Annotated in this window: 18 protein-coding genes; 12 read left to right on the plus strand and 6 right to left on the minus strand. The window is 43.0% G+C overall.

What is annotated here, in order from left to right:
• Window positions 1-21 precede the first annotated feature (21 nt).
• A complete protein-coding gene (locus WCV65_RS04915) occupies window positions 22-1254 on the minus strand; it encodes a M14 family metallopeptidase (RefSeq protein WP_338780506.1) in 1233 nt (410 codons plus the stop codon).
• A 146-nt stretch (window positions 1255-1400) separates the two neighbouring features.
• Here WCV65_RS04915 and WCV65_RS04920 point away from each other — a divergent pair, with 146 nt between their 5' ends.
• Together WCV65_RS04920 and WCV65_RS04925 are read left to right on the plus strand one after the other, a co-directional pair.
• Window positions 1401-2897 carry a methyl-accepting chemotaxis protein gene (locus tag WCV65_RS04920; protein ID WP_035404946.1) on the plus strand — a complete coding sequence of 499 codons (1497 nt, stop codon included), beginning with the start codon at window positions 1401-1403 and terminating at the stop codon, window positions 2895-2897.
• A gap of 89 nt (window positions 2898-2986) precedes the next feature.
• Window positions 2987-3565 (plus strand): NAD(P)H-dependent oxidoreductase, encoded by a 579-nt coding sequence (locus tag WCV65_RS04925; protein WP_035404945.1) that lies wholly within the window; start codon window positions 2987-2989, stop codon window positions 3563-3565.
• A gap of 38 nt (window positions 3566-3603) precedes the next feature.
• Here WCV65_RS04925 and WCV65_RS04930 read toward each other — a convergent pair whose 3' ends face one another.
• Both WCV65_RS04930 and WCV65_RS04935 read right to left on the minus strand, forming a co-directional pair.
• Window positions 3604-5361, minus strand: coding sequence for a glycoside hydrolase family 66 protein (locus WCV65_RS04930; protein ID WP_338780510.1), 1758 nt, complete (start codon window positions 5359-5361; stop codon window positions 3604-3606).
• Between the two features lie 66 nt (window positions 5362-5427).
• Window positions 5428-7971, minus strand: a complete 2544-nt coding sequence (locus tag WCV65_RS04935; RefSeq protein WP_338780512.1) for a TIM-barrel domain-containing protein — start codon at window positions 7969-7971, stop codon at window positions 5428-5430.
• Window positions 7972-8429: 458 nt separating this feature from the next.
• On the opposite strand from WCV65_RS04935, the gene WCV65_RS04940 reads away from it, so the two are divergent.
• Window positions 8430-9260: an aldo/keto reductase gene (locus WCV65_RS04940; protein ID WP_338780514.1), complete on the plus strand. Its 831-nt coding sequence runs from the start codon at window positions 8430-8432 to the stop codon at window positions 9258-9260.
• A 44-nt stretch (window positions 9261-9304) separates the two neighbouring features.
• On the opposite strand, the gene WCV65_RS04945 is transcribed toward WCV65_RS04940, so the two are convergent.
• Window positions 9305-10195, minus strand: a complete 891-nt coding sequence (locus WCV65_RS04945) for an RluA family pseudouridine synthase (protein WP_338780516.1) — start codon at window positions 10193-10195, stop codon at window positions 9305-9307.
• A gap of 147 nt (window positions 10196-10342) precedes the next feature.
• Between WCV65_RS04945 and WCV65_RS04950 the strand changes: the two genes are divergently transcribed.
• Complete coding sequence (locus WCV65_RS04950; RefSeq protein ID WP_035404940.1) at window positions 10343-10744, plus strand: DUF5365 family protein; 402 nt, start codon at window positions 10343-10345, stop codon at window positions 10742-10744.
• A 75-nt stretch (window positions 10745-10819) separates the two neighbouring features.
• The gene (locus WCV65_RS04955) at window positions 10820-10945 is read left to right on the plus strand and encodes a hypothetical protein (RefSeq protein ID WP_338780519.1); all 126 of its coding nucleotides are present in this window, start codon (window positions 10820-10822) and stop codon (window positions 10943-10945) included.
• 220 nt (window positions 10946-11165) lie between these two features.
• Here WCV65_RS04955 and WCV65_RS04960 read toward each other — a convergent pair whose 3' ends face one another.
• Window positions 11166-11636, minus strand: a complete 471-nt coding sequence (locus tag WCV65_RS04960; protein WP_338780522.1) for a thioredoxin family protein — start codon at window positions 11634-11636, stop codon at window positions 11166-11168.
• 1 nt (window position 11637) lies between these two features.
• Entirely contained in the window at window positions 11638-12069 is a 432-nt protein-coding gene (locus WCV65_RS04965; RefSeq protein ID WP_035404934.1) for a disulfide oxidoreductase, read from the minus strand.
• 160 nt (window positions 12070-12229) lie between these two features.
• Here WCV65_RS04965 and WCV65_RS04970 point away from each other — a divergent pair, with 160 nt between their 5' ends.
• The 7 genes from WCV65_RS04970 (at window position 12230) to WCV65_RS05000 (ending at window position 19749) form a co-directional block, all read left to right on the plus strand.
• Window positions 12230-13231 (plus strand): LacI family DNA-binding transcriptional regulator, encoded by a 1002-nt coding sequence (locus WCV65_RS04970; protein ID WP_338780524.1) that lies wholly within the window; start codon window positions 12230-12232, stop codon window positions 13229-13231.
• Window positions 13232-13243: 12 nt separating this feature from the next.
• Window positions 13244-14926, plus strand: coding sequence for an alpha-glucosidase (locus tag WCV65_RS04975; protein ID WP_338780526.1), 1683 nt, complete (start codon window positions 13244-13246; stop codon window positions 14924-14926).
• A 125-nt stretch (window positions 14927-15051) separates the two neighbouring features.
• On the plus strand, window positions 15052-15480 hold the full coding sequence (locus WCV65_RS04980; protein ID WP_035404928.1) for a CBS domain-containing protein: 429 nt from the start codon (window positions 15052-15054) through the stop codon (window positions 15478-15480).
• A gap of 88 nt (window positions 15481-15568) precedes the next feature.
• Window positions 15569-16237, plus strand: coding sequence for an HAD family hydrolase (locus WCV65_RS04985; protein ID WP_338780528.1), 669 nt, complete (start codon window positions 15569-15571; stop codon window positions 16235-16237).
• Between the two features lie 50 nt (window positions 16238-16287).
• Entirely contained in the window at window positions 16288-17832 is a 1545-nt protein-coding gene (locus tag WCV65_RS04990; RefSeq protein ID WP_035404925.1) for a bifunctional GNAT family N-acetyltransferase/carbon-nitrogen hydrolase family protein, read from the plus strand.
• Window positions 17833-17952: 120 nt separating this feature from the next.
• A complete protein-coding gene (locus WCV65_RS04995; protein ID WP_035404923.1) occupies window positions 17953-18519 on the plus strand; it encodes a glycerol-3-phosphate responsive antiterminator in 567 nt (188 codons plus the stop codon).
• A gap of 414 nt (window positions 18520-18933) precedes the next feature.
• Complete coding sequence (locus tag WCV65_RS05000; protein WP_035404921.1) at window positions 18934-19749, plus strand: MIP/aquaporin family protein; 816 nt, start codon at window positions 18934-18936, stop codon at window positions 19747-19749.
• Window positions 19750-19770: the final 21 nt, after the last annotated feature.

Below are 19770 nucleotides of genomic sequence, written 5' to 3' on the forward strand. Positions count from 1 at the left end.
AAATGGCTTTCTGCTTTTCTGTTATAGAGCTCCTTTATAAGTTAGAACTCCAGTCATTGCCTGTTTAAAATCCTGGATGGCTTTTTCGCGCCATTTCGTTTCATATGGATAGAAAAGTTCTTTGTAGCGTGCCTGAATAATGCATTTGCTGATCTCGCTCGAAGCGCCATATTGGTAAAGCTGATTTTCTTCAACCGTACGCTTAAGAGATTGAATGGAATCGAGCGTGCCGTCTCCAAGTGTCCCAAATTCAAAGGTTGTGGAGTAGAATGCTTTTTCCGGTGCTTTCTCTTTTGCAAGAGCGGTAAAGTACTCGGTTATATCTCCAGAGGATGCGTAGAAATCTTCAGAATCCGGTGTCAGGACAAGGGGATATTGGTAGGCTGCCTGAGCCTCGGATTGTGTAAGCGTTTCTGCTGATGAACTGAAGATGCTCATTTGGTAGCGCGGGCCGTACCCAGTGTGTAAATCAATATGAATAATTTGCTTATAAGGAGTCGAGAGAATGCTTTCAAATTCCTGCTTCATAAATACCGTTGATTTTTCATCCTTTGTTCCGCCGTAGTACACGCCTTTAGGGTTTGTGTATTGACCGGTGAGAAGAGCCCCTTGTACTTTGTCTGTACCGGCAGTTAAAGCCGTTTTTGCTAGAGAAGCTGTAAATTCTGCATCATGAGCAACAATGCTTCCGATTTTGCGATTCGGTTCGAAAAAGTTTTCCAGCTCTTTGTAGCTTTTATTGCTGTTCAGGTCGAACTTGCTCCAGTCTTCAATGAAGTTCCTGTTCAAATCTACGTTGTTCTCGTTGTAGCGGCGGAAGTTCTTCATGCCCCAAGGGTTGATGGAGTGGACGAGATAAAGACCCGTCGTATCAGGATTCAATTTCTGAATAAATTCTTTCATGAAAACATCCTGCATAGCGGATCCTGTATAGCCTTCAATTCCATGCGTACCGCTTGATAAGACAATCAATGTATCTTTTGATTTTGCTGCATCAGCTTTTAAAAGATCAATTGCTAAGTCTTCGGAATCAGAAATCCGAAAGCTCTGTTTAGCGGTCTTTTCCCATCTTGATTTTAAGACAGTTTCATAGGTGCGGAAGCGGTCTCTGGACTGCTCATACGTTTTAGGAAAGCTTGATACATTGCCTTCCATGGTACTGGCTGTACTTGCTGCAAGCAAGTGGTTGGGAATGACAACATTCAATAGAAATAGAGCGGCAATCACTGAAAATAATACTTTTTTTGCTTTCATAAGATCCTCCATTATTTGAAAATAGCTGTTTTTATAGCCTAATGGTATTATGGACTATATACCTATTAGTTTCTACATAAAATGTGGAATTTATGGAAAATATGCCGATATAAATGATAATGTGAAATGAAAGAAGGGGTTTCAAGGTGGAAGAGTTTCATTTGAAAAAGCGGAATCTTAAAAATGTATCAGCTATATTGTTTAGATTGTTTTTAATTGCAGGAATTATTTTCTTTGCCAACAGTATTATCCAGAAGATCCTCTATGGCATTCCGAAGATTACCTTCATGAATGTTGCCTATAATTTTCTGTTCCTTTTGTTTTTGTATCCTGCCCTGCACTATAAATTTAAGAAAAATGATGAACAGTTTAAGAGATTGGCAGTCTGGACCATGACGGTCTTTGCCTTTTTGCTGAATACCGATTCGTGGGTAAATGTTCCGTTCGTATGGCTGGTCCCGCTCGGTATCGCGGCACTTTTTGCCGATTCCAGACTGATGAAAAAGGCGTTTTACGTTTCCCTTCCTTTAATTGTCGCTGCGCAATTTGCCCATCTGTATCTTGCTGATCCGATGGACATCGAGACAAGCATGCAGCGCAGTATCCTGACGGCCGTTTATTACGGTGTTCAATTCCTGTTTGTAGGATTGCTGCTGTCAAACAGCACGAAACGGTTTGATGGTATGCTTTCGGAAAGTGAATTGCTGAAGGATCAAATGAATGAAGTGCTGAAGAAAAATCAAGTAACATCGTCCGAAATCGGCAGCCATGTAGAAGAATTAAATATGAATATCTCCGATACGAGCGGAGGAATCACTCAGATAAATGATGCCATCCGGTCTATTCATACGGATTCCGTTCATTTCCAGGAGGATATGAGGAAAACTTCTTCAGATATGAAGTCGATGGTCCAGGAGCTTGAGTCCTCTAAGGATCTTACTGACCGGATTTCAGATTATTCCGGAAGGATCAATGGATTAATTCAGATTAATAAACAGCATTTAACGAATGCCATTGACAGTATTAATGAAGTGAAAGAATCATCAGGGAATTCAATTAAACACGTGGAGCTTCTTACGGAAAAAACATCTGAGGTTGAAAAGGTCCTGATTGCCATCAGAACGATTGCTGATCAGACAAATCTGCTTGCATTGAATGCGGCCATCGAGGCAGCAAGAGCAGGGGAACACGGAAAAGGGTTTGCCGTGGTAGCGGATGAGGTTCGAAAGCTTGCGGAGCAATCTTCCCAATCTTCCCATATCATTCAGGACATTTTAAAGGAAATTCTGAATGCAAAAGAACAGGTTTCACAGTCTCTTCATAAAACATCTGACATGATTAATGAGAGTGTTGCTGTCATTTCAAAAACGACTGCTGATTTTGATAAAATGGCGCACATTCAGACGGAGAGTGAAGACCATTTAACGAAAGTGACAGAGCGTTTCGATCATTTGGCAGGCAGAGGCGGAGAAGTTGGGGAGGTTATCGGATCCCTTCAAAATCAACATGAAGACAATGAAGATAAGATTGCCGCAGCTGCCTCGGCTATTGAGCAAATCAGTGCCTCCATCCAGCAGGTATCTGCTTTTGTAGAACAAGTGGATTCAAAGGCGAAGTACCTTGTAAATGAAAAAAATGAATAAGCTTAGGGTTTGAGTGAATAATACGGGCAGGCAGGTATCTAGAATGACCGGACATATGTGCGGATTGTTCCTCAAGGGAGTCTTCGCTTATGAAAACACTGATTATATTCGCTCATCCAAAACTCGATAGCTTCAACGGGGCGATACTGGAAGCAATAATCGATGAATTAAAGGTGCTGCAGTCGGAAATCAGAGTGCGGGATTTGTACCGGATTGGATTTCAGCCAGTACTTCACGAGGATAATTACTCTGAGTTTTATCAGACAAAAATTCCGGCTGATATATTGGAAGAGCAGTCCTATCTGCTTTGGGCAGAACAGATCATTTTTATTTTTCCGACGTGGTGGTCAGGCATGCCTGCTATTTTAAAAGGTTATATCGACCGGGTGTTCTCGAATGGATTTGCTTTTAGAATGATTAAAAACGGAACAGAGGGACTGCTTAAAGGAAAAAAAGGGCTGATCATTCAGACAACCGGACAGCCGGAACAGAAACTAAAGCCATCTCAGCTGACCATGGCCATGGAAACTGCAATGGATTATGGAATCTTTCAAATTTGCGGAATTGATACCGTATCCCATCAGTTTTTATATGGGGTTACCCTCTCAGATCATGCAACCAAACAGAGAATGCTCCGGGAAATCCGGGATATTATTCAACTGCTATAAAAAAGCCGTTTCCTTAGAGGAACGGCTTTTTGTTTCGGTTAATATTCCATGACAAGCATCGTCCAATATGTGAGCGAAGGGACGGTAATGGCTACATTCTCATCTTTTTGCGAGAAGTGTACGGGAACAGGAGCAGCTTGACGGGAGTCGGGTGATGCAGCCCAAACTTTCTTGACTGGCCTGTCTTCCTCCACATTCAATTCAATCCCGTTAATTGTGTCTGGTTCTGGCTGGGTCCCTTCCGTATCACGCCATTCCATCGAGTCAGCCTTAGTGAAGTTAATCATATGAATCATACGGTTCTTCCCGTCAGATTTTGAGAATCCCCATACCTTTCTCTTTTCAGGTTCTGAGGTAATTCCAATATCAGAAGAAGCTTTTAGCGGCAGTTCCTTCAATCCATCTCCCCGGAGCAGGTTTTGATAGGCAACGAGAAAATCGTAATAGGGAAGAAGCTGTTCTTTGAAGCGTTCTGTCATGTTCAAATTTTCATTCGGGAAATATTCACTCGAAAGCATATGCTCTCCCAGTTCCAAATGAGAGCCTCCTGAGGAAAAGATGACGCTGTTTGCAAGCAGCACACCAGGTACATTAAAGTTTCCTGGCTTTTCTTTTGAGAGGTTGTAGTTCATATAAGCTGCAAGAACCGTATTTTTCCCGTCTGAATAGTCAGCGTTGTCATCTATGATTTTTTTCAGATCCTTATACTGTTTATATTCATCCCATACCTCCGTGTACATAAAGTCAACGGGAGTGGTTCCGATTTGTTTCTGGCCATACTGATTGACGGCGTTCATGACAAGGGATTTATCAGGTGCTTTGCTTTTTCCGTGATGAAGGAATTCGTCAAATTCTTCTTCAAGATTCAGGCGGTTTCCATCATAATCATATACCTGCCCCCTAGGGCCCAGCTGGTCAATATGCCACCCATCGAACGCAAGATGCTGATAAATTTCGTTTTGCTTTGAAAGAATGTATTGCTGCCATTCCGGGTTTCCTGAGTTCAGTAAATACACATTGCTTTTCCAGTCCTCCGGGAGCGGATGAATGTCTTGTTCGGCGTGATTTTCATCCTTATAGACTCTCCATTCATCCTTGACTCCATCCGGTCCGGCATCTTCATATGTGCCGTATATCAGGTTGTAAGCCATCGTTTGCATATTGAACTTTTGAGCGCTGGCAATATAGTCTTTTAGTGCAGCGACAGAAACCTCCCGATTTGCGATATCCTCCCACTTTGGCTGAATCCCGCCATTTTCGGTTTTAAGCGGATTGTGGTGTTTGTACTGCCAGTCATAAAATTGAAGACCATTTATATGATAGCGATTTAATTGCTCTAAGACTGATGAGGATTTTTCACTCGCCTTATCAGAGAAATCTGACAAGAATCCATAACGGGGAAACTTGCTCCAATCGCTTGATACGTCTATCCCAATTGTAAACCGCTGTCCGTCAATAACCGTCTCCGCTAAATATCCCCTGTAGTCATCCTTAGGAGGAGACCAGTCCCAGTTTGTTTTGCTTTGACTTAGAGGAACAGTCTGGGAATCAACTGGAGAATCCAGGTGGTAGTAACGGATGGTTGCCGTTGTCTGCTTTGATTTTGTGGGGAGTGTTAAAGAGAAAGAGACGGTTTCCCCTGGAGCAAACCGTGCCTTATTAATATCTAGCTTTGCAGCAACTTCCTTTTCTGGTGAAGAATCAGGCTTGGGCTGAAGGGAAAAATAAAGAAGAAACATGCCGAGCACCGCCAATGTAAGGATTAATATAGCAAGGGTGCGAATGTGGCCTTTCATAAAGAATTACCTCCATAATAAGAAAAGGGACTGCCGGCAGTACACCAGCAGTCTCTTTAATCATGATTAACGGATATTTACATCTCTCTTTTCACCAGCAGGGATGTTAACGTAAAGCGTCTTAGTCTTCTCATCGAAGAAGTAAGTGCGGCTTGCGTTTGTCATCTTATCCATTGTGTTTACAGCTTTATATTTTTTCATTCCAGCTGTTACTCTTCTAGGATTCTCTGCATTGTGAAGTTTTAGCGTGTATTGCTCTAGTTTAGAATCCTTGTAGTTTGCAGCAAGCTTCTTCTGGCTGAAGGTAACTTTGTGCTTGCCTGTACGCTCAACTGTGAATTTCGTTTCATTGGATTCTGCTTTTTTCTTATGATCAAGTGTAGCAGCATCATCCTCATAGAAGCTGTATTCAGCTTTCTTGTCAAGGTATGTGTCGAGAACAAGGTTTTCAAGCGGTTTTTCGCCAGTGTACTGCTGTACATCGCGAGTTGGGATCATAGAATCTTTCTTCACGAACATTGGCATTACATCAAGAGCTGCACCAACATGGATTGTACGTCCGCCTTGGTATTCTTTTCCTGAAACATAGTCAACCCAAGTGTGGCCTTCTGGAAGATAAACGTTACGGGATGTTTGTCCTTCCTTCACAACCGGAGCAACCATTAGAGAATCACCGAACATGAATTGATCTGCAATGTTATATGTGTTTTCATCTTCCTGGAATTGGTACACAAGCGGCTGCTGAACTGGTTTTCCTGTTTCAGAAGCATCCTGGAACGCGTTGTATAGGTATGGAAGCAATTTGTAACGCTGTTCGATGTACTTTTTGCTGATTGCTTCAACTTCTGGTCCGTAAGCCCACGGCTCTTGACCTTGTTTGATTTCAGCCTTTTTGTCACTATCATAGTGGATACGGGCAAACGGATACAGGGATCCGATTTGAATCCAGCGGGCATACATTTCTGCAGTCGGACGTTGTGCAAATCCTCCGATATCCGTTCCAACATTCGCTACACCGGACATTCCGATGTTCATGTGGCTAGGAAGGGACATTTGCAGATGTTCCCAAGTACTTACTGTGTCACCAGTCCAAAGAGCGGAATAACGCTGAGTTCCTGCATACATATCACGAGTCAGTACGAATGGACGCTCGTTTGGTTTGTGCATGCCCCAAGCATTATAAGTAGCCTCTGCTTCGTCATGGCCGTAAATATTGTGGTACTCAGTGTGAAGAATTTTGTTATCGTCGTATCCGAAATAAGAATCAAGCGGCATTGTATGATTATGCTTTGCATCGTCAAGGAATACAGCTGGTTCATTCATGTCATTCCATACGCCGTCAATACCTTCGTCAAACAGGGCGCTGTGGTTTTTCGTCCACCAATCGCGAACTTCTTGTTTGGAGAAGTCTGGGAATACGGAATCTCCAGGCCAAACAGGTCCAACGAATGGAGTTCCGTCTGCATTTTTAGCCCAATAATCGTTTTTGGTACCTTCTTGGTAAGACTTGTTGTTTTCATCCACCTTTACAGCGGGGTCATTGATGGCAATAGTATGGAAACCTTCCATTGCTTCAACTTGTTTAAGAGCATCTTTAAACTTGTCGTTCCAAGTGAATACGCGGAATCCATCCATGTAGTCGATGTCAAAGTGCATCGTGTCAACCGGGATTTTCTTTTCACGGTATGTTTTCGCTACATTTACGATTTCATCTGCATCATATTCCCACTTACTTTGGTGAAGTCCCATGGACCATTCAGGAGGAAGTTCCTGTTTACCTGTAAGCTCAGTATAGCGGTCAACAACGTCAGAGATTTCAGGACCGTTCATGAAGTAGTACGTCAGGTCTCCGCCGTTTGCGTAGAAGTAGTAGTAGTCATCAGATTCTGAAGCCATTTCGTAGTATGAACGGTGCGTGTTATCGAACATAATTCCGTATGCTTTTTCATTCTTAAGACCAATAAAGAAAGGAATTGTTGTATAAACGTATTTTGTGTCTTTGTCATATGCGTAAGCATCTGTATTCCACATTCCGATGCTTTCGCCGCGCTGATTCAAGTTCAGTCCAGCTTGCTCGCCGAAGCCGTAGAATGCTTCATTTTTATCGGTTTTTTTGTAAACGTAAGGTTTTCCGTTTTCATAGCCGGATGTGCTTCCGTTTTCCATGTAATCTTCATTAATCACGTTTCCTTTGTGATCCATGAATTTCACGCCGAATGTATCCTTTTTAATATGAATGATAAGTTCTTTTGTTCTTAGCTCGTATACATTGCCTTTATCTTTTGCTGTGAATCTTGGAGTCTTCCAATCTTTCTTTGCGATTCCGCGGGAAGTGTACTCTTCTTTTCCTTTTTCAAGGATGGATACCTTCGCAAGATCATCTGCAAACAGACGAATATATGCGTCTTTGTTTCCAAGGTCAAATTTCACCCCGTTGTCTAGCTTTTCGATCCCTTTAACTGATAGCTTTTCCAGCTTGTCTTTCGCTAGGGGTGTATCTGCTTCTGGCTGTGTAACAGCTTGTGCGTTAGGAGCAAGAGCTGTTGCTGCCATTCCCATTGCAAGGGAAGCGGAGATAACTCCTTTAATGATGCGTTGTGACTTTTTCATCTTCCACCTCGTTAAAAAGATTTTTGTGAACATTTCGTTGTGCACACGATGGCACAAGTCAAAATATAGACTCAATTACACAATTGCACAATCCATAATATGTATATCAAGGTGAGAAGAAACGAACGTGCCATTGTACCTTAAGAGCTGATATTATAAGGTTTTGTAAACGTTTTTCAACGAAAGAGGAACCGATTCCGCATCTGTTTAAAAATACATCAATGTGTCTAGACAAGTTCTTAGTGTTACATAAGGTAGCTCAATGGTCCTTGTTTATGTAATAAAAGAAATATTTTCAATACATCTATTGACGTTAAAGGGTTTTAACGTAAATAGAAAGTAAAAATAAGATATAATTCTATTTTTCTAAATATTGAAGTAAGCAACATTTTTGATATTTTACATTCATTGAAGGATAATTAAAAATGAATTCTGGTAGGTGAAGGGAGCTAATTTAAATGGTTAAAAGTTTACAGGAAACCACTACTCTCCATAATGGAGTGAAAATGCCCTGGTTCGGTCTTGGTGTTTGGAAAGTTGAAGACGGGAACGAAGTGGTAAGCTCCGTAAAAGCTGCCATTAAAGCAGGATACCGCAGCATTGATACTGCAGCGGCGTATAAAAATGAAGAAGGCGTTGGACAAGCAATTAAAGACAGCGGTGTTCCCCGCGAAGAACTCTTCATTACAACAAAATTGTGGAATGCAGATCAAGGGTATGATTCTGCTCTGAAAGCATTCGAAGACAGCATGGAAAAATTGGGACTGGATTATTTGGATCTCTATTTAATCCATTGGCCTGTTGAAGGAAAATACAAAGACTCCTGGAAAGCAATGGAGAAGCTTTACAAAGACGGCAAAATTAAAGCGATCGGCGTGAGCAACTTTAACGTCCACCATTTGGAAGATTTAATGAAGGATACTGAAGTGGTTCCGATGGTCAACCAAATTGAGTTCCATCCGAAGCTTTCACAGGAAAAAGTCCGGGCATTCTGTAAAGAGAATGGTATTCAGGTGGAAGCATGGTCTCCTTTAATGCAAGGGCAATTATTTGAGGAACCGGTTTTGAAGGAAATTGCTGAAAAACACGGCAAATCCGTGGCACACGTTATTCTCCGCTGGGATATTCAAAGCGGTGTCGTGACCATTCCTAAATCCGTTAAAGAACACCGCATTCAAGGAAATGCCGATATCTTTGATTTTGAACTGACTCAAGAGGACATGGAAAAAATCGACGCGCTGAATGAAGACAAGCGGGTAGGTCCAGATCCTGATAACTTTGATTTTTAATAAAATGAAAACCGCCCCGCTTCGATTGAAGCAGGGCGGTTTTTTTAAGGCTCCCAGCGTTTCATGTCAGCAGGAAACGGAGCGGTTAAATCGATTTTTTCATTTGAAATAGGATGGTGAAAGCGGATGCGAGCTGCATGCAGTGCTTGTCTTTTTATTAAGTGAGAAGGATCACCGTACAGCCTGTCTCCAATGATCGGGTTCCCAATATAACTTAAATGTACCCTTATTTGATGGGTTCTCCCGGTTTCAAGCTGAACCTTTAAAACGGCTCCGGAAGAACTGCTTTGCACCATTTCATAATGGGTAACAGCAGGCTGGCCTCCGGTGGATACCCTTCTTTTAGAAGGGTGATGGCGATCCTTGCCGATTGGCTGGGAAATCGTTCCTTTCTTAGGTCTTGGCACCCCTTGAACAGCAGCAACATAAGTGCGGGAAATGAAATGCTCCTGCAGGGCCTTATCCATAATAGCTTGGGCAAGTGCATGCTTCGCAAATAAAATCGCCCCTGACGTATCCTCATCAAGCCGATGAACATGGCGAACCGCAGCATCCTCTCCCTGCATCATATAGTAAAAAGCAAGAGCATTCGCAAGTGTGCCGGTTTCTCCAGGAGAATTCGGGTGGGTCTTCATGCCTGCCGGTTTATTGATAGCAATGATATGATCATCTTCAAACAAAATATCAAGCTCCATGAATTCTGAAACGATATCATTTTTCTCAGCCTTAAAAACCTCAAGGCTGACAACGTCGCCATTATGGACGAGCGGATTTTCCGCACTAAGAATTGTTCCATTAACCTTTAAGCCGTTTGCTTTCCGGTAATGATGAATGACTCCTTTTGACGCACCGGCTGTTTGGATCAGGAATTCATTCACATATACAGGTGCAAGATCAGTGACTTTATACTCCAGCCATGTACCTCGTTTTTTCATCCATTTTCCCCTTATCTTAGCAGTTTCTAGAGTGAGTATACCGGACAAAACCACCTCACGGCAAACGAGGAAACACTTACCTGTCTTTTGCCGCTCGGTCCTATGATATTCTAATGTTACGAAAAGTCGCTTCAAAGGGTGGGGTATATGAAAATCGTATCGGCATCAACAAATGAACAGGAACAATTCATCGAAGAGCTGGTTGAAGAAATGTACAAAGAAGTGTTTCCAATCTACTTCTCTGATGAAACTATCGTAAAACTTGAAAAAATGTCCGTGCTGAAACCAACGGAAGAAACCATTATCTATAATGGCACGTTAAAAGAAGCATTTGAAATTATGTCAAGCCTGCAAACCTTAATCGCCGTTCTTAAACAAGCAGACGAGGAAGAAAAACAAAAATATGCGGGACTGTACGACCGAAACCGTGAAATACTCAGGAGTTATGGCTACAATCTCCCACTGAACATGAGCGATTTTCTAACCGCCGGCATCGAGCGGGATCTTTTCAGCTGCTACACAAGATCCGCCAATAATTATCTAATATGATGAAAAGCTCTCTTCCGGTTGGGGAAGGGGCTTTTTTTATTGGGACTTTGGTGAGGAAAGTGGGAGAGGAAGAGTTTGGCTGGAAGGAAGGATGGAGGAATCGGCTGGAAAAATAAGTTTGGCTGGAAAGAGCGGTGGAACGGCCGGAAAGTGGGGGAACCCGGCTGGTATCAAGGGAGGAACGGCTTGAAAATGGAGTGAGTCGGCTGGAAAAATAAGTTTGGCTGGAAAGAGCGGTGGAACGGCCGGAAAGTGGGGGAACCCGGCTGGTATCAAGGGAGGAACGGCTTGAAAACTAAGTAAATCGGCCCGAAAACCAAGTTCGGCCCAAAACCCAAGTACACCCCGAAAACCAAAGTTCCCCCCTCAATCTAACCTCCTCCAATCAAATCAAAAAACAGCCCGCTCAGCACGGGCTGTTTCATTTAGCTGACCATTCTTTCAATAGCGCTTCCAGCTCTTCTTTTGTTTTTTCGCCTTCGGAAGCAGCTGCTTCTTTACCGTCTTTATAGTGGACGAGTGTTGGCGTTCCGGTGATGCCGTATGTGTCCCAGTAGTCTGGGAATTCTTTCAGGTTAAACTGATCAATGTTAATGTTCATGTCTTTAGCAAGCGGCATAAGAACTGGGGTTGTACGCTTGCAGTGCGGACAGTCGGAAGCGTAGAAGTAGACAATGAAGTCGTCGACGCTTTTAATTTTTTTATCGAGTTCGTCTGGCAGGATGTTGTTTTGATAGTTGGGGTCATCCAGCAGGGCTTCGGTGGATGGATCCAATGTGGTCTTTCCGTATGGATTGTTTTTAGCAGTTTCCTGTTTTTGATAGTTTGTGAAAAAGGCTAATGCCCCGAATAGAACAATAAAAATAGCGGCGAAAATTAGGACTTTTTTCAAGTTAGCGACCTGCCTTTCTGATTTTCAGAATCATAATGCTTGAGATGATAATCATTGTAAAACCGATTAAGGCAAGGAATGGAATGGTGATGAAACCGAGCCAGTTAATGTATTCGCCTGTGCAGGGAATTCTTCCGCAGGATCCTGCGTGATTTGCCAAAAAGGGTATTTTCTGCAGGCTGTAATGGTAGATGGAAATAAGTGCGCCGATGCTTGAGAGAATCAGGCTATATAGAGCGACGCTATAGTCTTTCTTCGCTATAGCGATTCCAAGTATAATGACTTGGGGATACATGAGAATTCTCTGATACCAGCATAGATCGCATGGAACAAAACCGACGATTTCAGAGAAGTACAGACTGCCAAGAGTGGATACGAATGAAGCGATCCAAGCAAATAAAAGCCAATTTTCTAATGATTTATTTTCAGGCATAGAGGTCTCCTCACCAACAGTATTAGACAAGAAAATTATAGTACAGGGATAAGAAGATTGTAAACACAGATTCTTCCTGAATGTTGACAACGTTTTCACAAGTGAACTACAATGAAAATATGACGTAAACGTTTACGTGCCAAAAAGGAAGTGCTTTAATTTGAGACCAACGATCAAAGATGTAGCCAGGGATTCAGGGGTATCTGTTGCAACTGTTTCCAGAATTGTGAATGGGTTACCCGGCTATTCACCTGAAACAAGGAAAAAGGTGATGAAGGTTATAGAAGATCTCGGCTATAAGCCAAACGCAGTGGCAAGGAATTTAGTTAGCAGAAAGACGAGTACAATCGGCGTTTTGCTGCCGCAGCTGTCTAGCCATTTTGCAGCCAAGCTGCTTCAGGGGATTGAGGATGAGGCCCATAATCGGCGCTATAGCGTAGTAGTCTGCAATACAGATTCGAACGGAAAAAGAACGCAGGATTACTTGGAGCTCTTAAGGGAGAAACAAGTGGAAGGCATTTTATTCGCCAGTGAATTATTAACGGATGAATATGCCGAAACGCTGCAGGGATTTGGTATTCCCGCGGCTGTTATCGCTACAACATCCCATGTGCCTTCTATCCCTTTTATAAAAGTAGATGACGAAGCGGCATCCTATTCAGCTGTCCAATTCTTAATAGAAAATGGCCACCAAAGGATTGGGATGATCAGCGGAACGAAGCATGACCCGATTTCCGGGATCCCAAGGATTAAGGGCTTGAAAAAAGCGTTTAGTGAGAATGGTATTCCTTTTGAAGAAGAGCTCATTGAATATGGTGATTTTGGTTTTAGAAGCGGGTATGAAGCAATGGAACGGCTTTATCGGAGTAATCCGGAGCTAACCGCTGTATTTGCAGCTAGTGATGAAATGGCGCTGGGCATTTTATCTTTCTGCTATGAAAAGGGAATGAAAGTGCCGGATGATTTATCGGTTATCGGCTACGATGATACGGACATAGCGACGATGTCCATTCCTCCCCTGACGACAGTACACCAGCCTATTCAGGAGATGGGTACGGATGCGGTTCGTATGCTTATGAAGATGATAGATGGAAATCAGCCGGAGAGCAGGTTTATGGCTTACAGGATTACAAAGAGAAATTCAGTTAAAAATCTGACTTAGGAGTTGGGAGTTATGGAGAAAAATTGGTGGAAAGAAGCCGTTGTTTATCAAATTTATCCGCGCAGTTTTATGGATAGCAATGGAGATGGAATCGGCGATATCAAAGGCATCATTTCCAAGCTTGATTATTTGAAGGAACTGGGTGTGGATGTAGTATGGCTTTCTCCAGTTTATCAGTCGCCGAATGATGATAATGGCTATGATATCAGTGATTACCGCAAGATCATGGACGAATTCGGTACGATGGATGACTGGGATGAGATGCTGAAGGAAATGCATGATCGAGGGATAAAGCTTGTAATGGATCTGGTTGTTAACCACTCTTCGGATGAGCATGCCTGGTTTGCGGAATCCCGTCAATCGAAAGACAATCCATATCGGGACTACTACATATGGCGTCCCGGAAAAGACGGCAAGGAACCGAACAATTGGGAATCGGTATTTAGCGGCTCAGCATGGAAGTATGATGAAGCGACAGATGAATATTTTCTTCATCTGTTTTCAAAAAAGCAGCCGGACTTGAATTGGGAGAACCCGAATCTCCGCAATGAAATTTATGAGATGATGAAGTTTTGGCTTGATAAAGGGATTGATGGATTCCGGATGGATGTCATCAATTTTATTTCGAAGGAAGAGGGTCTGCCTGATGCGGACAATCCGGAAGGGAAGCCATTCGCACCGGGCGGGCAGCATTTTATGAATGGTCCGCGTATTCATGAATTTCTAAAGGAAATGAACAAGGAAGTTCTCTCTCACTATGATGTAATGACGGTCGGAGAAATGCCTGGTGTTTCCCCTGACGAAGGCATTCTTTATACAGATGCTGAGGAGAACGAATTAAACATGGTATTCCAGTTTGAACATATGGATCTTGATACGGAGCCAGGAAAAAGCAAATGGCATGTGAAGCCTCTGGATCTAAGGGATTTAAAGCATTCATTATCGCGCTGGCAGAAAGGGATGCAGGGCAAGGGCTGGAACAGTTTATACTGGAACAATCACGATCAGCCGAGAATTGTTTCCCGTTTTGGAGACGACCGCAGCTACCGGGTGGAGTCCGCGAAAATGCTTGCTACCTGTTTGCACATGATGCAAGGAACTCCTTATATTTATCAGGGTGAAGAATTCGGTATGACCAATGTTCGTTTTGATTCTATCCAGCAGTATAAAGACATTGAAACACATAATATGTATAAAGAACGTGTCATTGAGAATAAAGAGGATCCCGCAGAAGTCATGAATTCCATTTATATAAAAGGCCGTGATAACGCTCGAACGCCTATACAATGGGATGATTCTAAAAATGGAGGATTTACAGAAGGAACACCGTGGATAGAGGTTAATCCAAATTATAAGGAAATCAATGCCAAGGCAGCATTGGAGGATTCCGCGTCCATTTTCCACTACTATAAAAACCTGATCAACTTAAGGAAGAACCATGAAATTATTGTTTACGGTTCCTATGAGCTGATTTTGGAGGAGGACCCGGAGATTTTCGCCTTTATTCGAGAATACAATGGGGAAAAACTGCTTGTTGCAGCAAATTTCTCGGGAAATAATCCAGAGTTTCGACTTCCTGAAGGTTTTGAACTTAAAGAACCGGAGCTGCTTGTTGCGAATTATGAAGGACAGCATGAAGGAACTTACGAAGGTTTTACAATGAGACCTTGGGAAGCAAGGGTATATAAATTCTAAAAGAACGGCGGACGTATAATGCGTTCGCCGTTTTTTTATAAAATCCCTTAGCTAATTGAGATTTTTTACTACACAATCTTGGCGTTGAAAATGCTCATACTAATTAGCGAAAGGGGAGGGTAATCATGAATAAAGTTAGCAGCATTATGTCAAAAAACGTAGCAAGCGTAACATCCAGCCAGTCCATTCAAGAGGCAGCTCAATTGATGAGCCAGCACAATGTGGGATCTATTCCGGTTGTGGAGAATGGCCAAATGAAGGGGATTATTACAGATCGTGATATTACGCTTCGAACAACAGCTGAAGGCAGAGACTCCAATACGAAGGTGTCAGATGTAATGACATCTCAAGTAGTTTCCGGCCGTTCTGACATGAGCTATGAGGAAGCATCCCAGCTAATGGCTCAGAATCAAATCCGCCGTTTGCCGATTGTTGAAAATAACAATCTTGTCGGTATGGTTGCCCTAGGTGATCTTTCCGTCAATCAGCTTTCAAATGAGTCAGCAGGAAGCGCCCTTTCAAACATCTCAAACCAGGATAATCAGCATAAGTAACAAAAGGAATTGGGTAGCCGGGTCTCCCGGTTATCCTTTTCTTTTTTTTGTGAAACGGTTCATAATATAGGGAAAGGAGCTGATTTTTTTGTATAAAGCGATTGTGTTTGATTTTGACGGTTTAATTTTGGATACGGAAACCCTTCACTACGAGGTGCTCCAAGAGATGTTTAAGGAGCAGGGATCCAGTCTTCCGCTTGAACTTTGGGTACAAGGGGTCGGCACTCAATCCGGATTTAGGCCATTTACATATTTGGAAGAACAGCTGAAAAAAAGCGTTGACCACAGCGCACTCCAGCAAGACAGAGAGAACCGCTTCAATGAACGAATCAGTAAAGAGCTCGCAAGACCGGGTGTGGAGGAATACCTGGCAGCAGCGAAGGAACTAGGCTATAAAATCGGACTGGCATCCAGTTCCAATTACAAATGGGTCAGCACTCATTTGAAAAATATCGGCTTATTCGAGTATTTTGAGTGCATCAGGACGAGTGATGATGTTGAAGAAGTAAAGCCTAATCCAGATCTGTATTTAAAAGCAGCTGAATGCCTCGGCGTCAAACCGGAGGAGTGCATTGCTTTTGAGGATTCTGTCCATGGGTCGGCTGCTGCAAAACGGGCGGGAATGGCCTGTGTGATTGTTCCGAATAAAATTACAGGCGGACTTGAGTTTGGAGAAATGGATCACCGTCTTGAATCGATGGCAGAACTGGAGTTCAAGCTGCTTGTTGAAAACCTGGAAAGCATAAAGAACGTTTAAAAAGGCGCTGATAGCGGGTAAATGATTCTAATGGTAAAGGAGATGTCGTCATGACCGAAAAATTGGACTTATCTAAATTCGAAAAGAAAATGATTATCCGCAATATACAGCATAAAGACATTGATGAAATCATTAGCATGCAGCGAAAATGCTTTCCAGGGATGGACCCGTGGAAACGGGAGCATCTTGAAAGCCATCTAGAACATTTCCCGGAAGGCCAGTTTTGTGCAGAATTTGAAGGACAGATTATTGGTTCGTGCTCCAGTCTGCTTGTAAACTTTGATGAATACGATGACCGCCATACTTGGGATGACATTACAGACAATGGGTACATCACCAATCATAATCCTGATGGCTATAACTTATATGGAATTGAAGTCATGGTTGATCCGGAATTCAGAAGGATGAGTATCGGCTACAGGCTTTATGAAGCCCGCAAGGAATTTGCCCGTCTTCAAAATTTAAAAAGCATCATTATTGGGGGCCGTATCCCCAATTTTCATAAACATGCAGGCGAGCTGACGCCGCGGGAATATGTGGAAGAGGTTATTCACCACCGCATCTATGACCCGGTGCTTTCATTCCAGCTAATGAATGGGTTCACTCTAATGAGGATCAATCCTAGCTACTTGCCGGATGATCAAGCATCGAACCAATATGCAACATTGATGGAATGGAACAATGTAGATTATCAGCCGAACACTAAACGGTATTATAAAACGTCATTCCCTGTCCGGATCTGTGTTGTGCAATACATGATGAAGCAAATTGAGTCCTTTGATGAGTTTGCGAAACAGTCCGAGTATTACGTGGATGTGGCCTCAGATGCGGATGCTGATTTTGCCGTCTTCCCTGAGCTTTTCACAACACAGCTTATGTCGTTTGGCCATGATAAAACGCCAAGCCAGGCAATCAGAAGGCTGACAGAGTTCACGGAGGATTACATTTCACTTTTTACAGACCTTGCGGTGAAGTACAACATTAATATTATCGGGGGCTCCCACGTGGTTGAAGAGGATGATGGTGATATTTATAATATCGCGTACCTGTTCAGGCGCGATGGAACGATTGAAAAGCAGTACAAGATTCACATCACGCCGAATGAACGCAAGTGGTGGGGAATTAGTGCCGGAGATCAGGTGAAAGTATTTGATACAGACTGCGGAAAAATAGCCATTCAAATTTGTTATGATATTGAGTTCCCTGAGCTCGCAAGAATCGCAACAGATATGGGGGCTAAAATTATTTTTACTCCGTTCTGTACAGAGGACCGCCAAGGCTATCTGAGAGTGCGCTACTGTGCACAGGCACGTGCAGTTGAAAATCAGGTATACACTGTCATTTCAGGAACGGTAGGAAACCTTCCGCAAACTGAAAACATGGACATTCAATATGCTCAATCTGCGATTTTTGCCCCATCTGACTTTGAATATGCCAGAGATGGGATTGTCGGAGAGTGCAATCCGAATATTGAAATGGTCGTAATCGGGGATGTTGATTTAGAAATTTTAAGAAGGCAGCGCCAATCCGGAACAGTGCGCCAGCTTAAGGATCGAAGACGTGATTTGTATTCATTGCAGTATAAAAATAGATAATGCAAAAAGTCCGCTGCTGCAGCGGACTTTTTTCCTGTATTCCACCGGCATATGCTAAAATAAAAAAATACATACTAGAGGATACTTAGAAAAAGATAAGCTGGCAGGAGTGTGCGGGAAATGGGATTTGAAGGGCAGACGTTATTGCCTGCGATACGGAATATGAAGCAATTTGATCAGTTTTTAGGAAGCAAGTATCAATACGGGGTTCTGCTTGATACTCATCTGGGTCAGCTGAAAGGGATTGTGAAGGCTTCTGATCAAGCAGAGAAGAAGCTTTTGATTCATGTTGATTTGATTCAGGGCCTGAAGCATGACGAGTATGCAGCAGAATTTATCTCCCAGGAAATTAAGCCGGCAGGATTGATTTCGACAAGATCGAACGTTATTTCAAAAGCGAAGCAGCGCGGCCTGATTGCGATTCAGCGCCTGTTCCTGCTGGATACGAGCGCACTTGCGAAAAGCTTGGAGCTCATTCAACGGATGAGGCCGGATTTTATTGAGGTACTGCCGGGTGTTGTCCCGAATTTGATAGAAGAAATCCGGAAAGAAACCGATATACCAATTCTTGCAGGAGGCTTTGTCAAGACCGAGCAAGAGGTGCAAGCTGCTCTTAAAGCAGGTGCTGCAGCTGTAACAAGTTCAGAGACGGCACTGTGGAAAGAAATGGAGAAAAACTTAGGTTGAAACCTGGACCTGATCGTAAAGGTGCAGACAAAGACACCATATTTCACCTTCGAAATGCAACAACAACTATTTGAAGGTGAAATAATCTAACGGCGCCAATTACTGCAGTTACATGGTATCGAGCATATCCACCCGGAATAAATGCAAGTCTCGGTGCGCGTTATGTGATAGATTTCAATTTATCAAAAGTTGGTCCAATAGTTCGACAAAAAATTACTCCAATTGCTTGACAACGCTTACAATAAGTTTTAATATTATGGACAAGTTAATTTATGTGACGGAGACGAGGAGATCCACAACTGTTCTTTACTTTTGTAAGGGGAGAGTTGTGGATTTTTTTGCTTAAATTTAATCGTTTTTCTGTAAACGCTCTCCTCACCAATTGACTAAGACTTACACCATGGGGGGATTTAGATGTCTGCTTTTTTGGGTGAACTAATAGGAACAATGATATTAATCGTGTTCGGCGCAGGTGTGTGTGCAGGAGTCAATTTAAAAGGGTCATTCGCTGAAAACTCAGGCTGGATCGTTATCACGATGGGCTGGGGGTTGGGAGTCGCGATGGCAGCTTACGCAGTCGGCGGAATCAGCGGGGCTCATTTAAATCCTGCGCTCACCATCGGTCTTGCTTTAACAGGGGACTTTGCCTGGAATCTTGTACCTTCTTACATCCTGGCACAAATGATTGGGGCATTTATTGGGGCTTCTCTTATTTATTTTCATTACCTGCCGCATTGGCAAGAAACGAAAGACCCGGGAACAAAGCTTGGCGTATTTTCAACAGGACCGGCCATCCCGAATGTTTTTGCTAATTTCATTAGTGAGGCACTTGGAACCTTCATATTGGTTCTTGGAATCCTTTCAATCGGAGCGAATAAGTTTACAGACGGATTAAATCCTCTGGTTGTCGGTTTTCTCATTGTTGCAATTGGTTTATCATTGGGGGGGACCACTGGATACGCGATCAACCCCGCACGGGATCTTGGCCCGCGAATTGCGCATTTTGTCCTGCCGATTCCTGGGAAAGGCGATTCCAATTGGCGTTATGCATGGGTGCCGGTTATAGGACCTCTTGCAGGAGGAGCTTTTGGGGCCGTGTTTTACAACTTCGCATTTAAGGGAATTATGAATTCATCATTCTGGATTGTAACCGTTATCCTGGCTGGACTTCTTGCAATAACTTATGCCATGACAAAACGGGGGAAAAGTACGGTAAGACAAACCGCTTAAAAATGCCAAAGGGAGGAAACG

It is taken from the genome of Metabacillus sp. FJAT-52054, from assembly GCF_037201815.1.
GTDB lineage: Bacteria > Bacillota > Bacilli > Bacillales > Bacillaceae > Metabacillus_B > Metabacillus_B sediminis.

Excerpts from the sequence above, each read along its gene's own strand:
- WCV65_RS04915 (WP_338780506.1), bottom strand. The coding sequence starts at position 1,254 with ATGAAAGCAAAAAAAGTATTATTTTCAGTGATTGCCGCTCTATTTCTA.
- WCV65_RS04980 (WP_035404928.1), top strand. The coding sequence starts at position 15,052 with ATGAATAAAGTTAGCAGCATTATGTCAAAAAACGTAGCAAGCGTAACA.
- WCV65_RS05000 (WP_035404921.1), top strand. The coding sequence starts at position 18,934 with ATGTCTGCTTTTTTGGGTGAACTAATAGGAACAATGATATTAATCGTG.
- WCV65_RS04995 (WP_035404923.1), top strand. The coding sequence starts at position 17,953 with ATGGGATTTGAAGGGCAGACGTTATTGCCTGCGATACGGAATATGAAG.
- WCV65_RS04965 (WP_035404934.1), bottom strand. The coding sequence starts at position 12,069 with ATGCCTGAAAATAAATCATTAGAAAATTGGCTTTTATTTGCTTGGATC.
- WCV65_RS04925 (WP_035404945.1), top strand. The coding sequence starts at position 2,987 with ATGAAAACACTGATTATATTCGCTCATCCAAAACTCGATAGCTTCAAC.
- WCV65_RS04935 (WP_338780512.1), bottom strand. The coding sequence starts at position 7,971 with ATGAAAAAGTCACAACGCATCATTAAAGGAGTTATCTCCGCTTCCCTT.
- WCV65_RS04930 (WP_338780510.1), bottom strand. The coding sequence starts at position 5,361 with ATGAAAGGCCACATTCGCACCCTTGCTATATTAATCCTTACATTGGCG.
- WCV65_RS04945 (WP_338780516.1), bottom strand. The coding sequence starts at position 10,195 with ATGAAAAAACGAGGTACATGGCTGGAGTATAAAGTCACTGATCTTGCA.
- WCV65_RS04975 (WP_338780526.1), top strand. The coding sequence starts at position 13,244 with ATGGAGAAAAATTGGTGGAAAGAAGCCGTTGTTTATCAAATTTATCCG.
- WCV65_RS04990 (WP_035404925.1), top strand. The coding sequence starts at position 16,288 with ATGACCGAAAAATTGGACTTATCTAAATTCGAAAAGAAAATGATTATC.
- WCV65_RS04950 (WP_035404940.1), top strand. The coding sequence starts at position 10,343 with ATGAAAATCGTATCGGCATCAACAAATGAACAGGAACAATTCATCGAA.
- WCV65_RS04940 (WP_338780514.1), top strand. The coding sequence starts at position 8,430 with ATGGTTAAAAGTTTACAGGAAACCACTACTCTCCATAATGGAGTGAAA.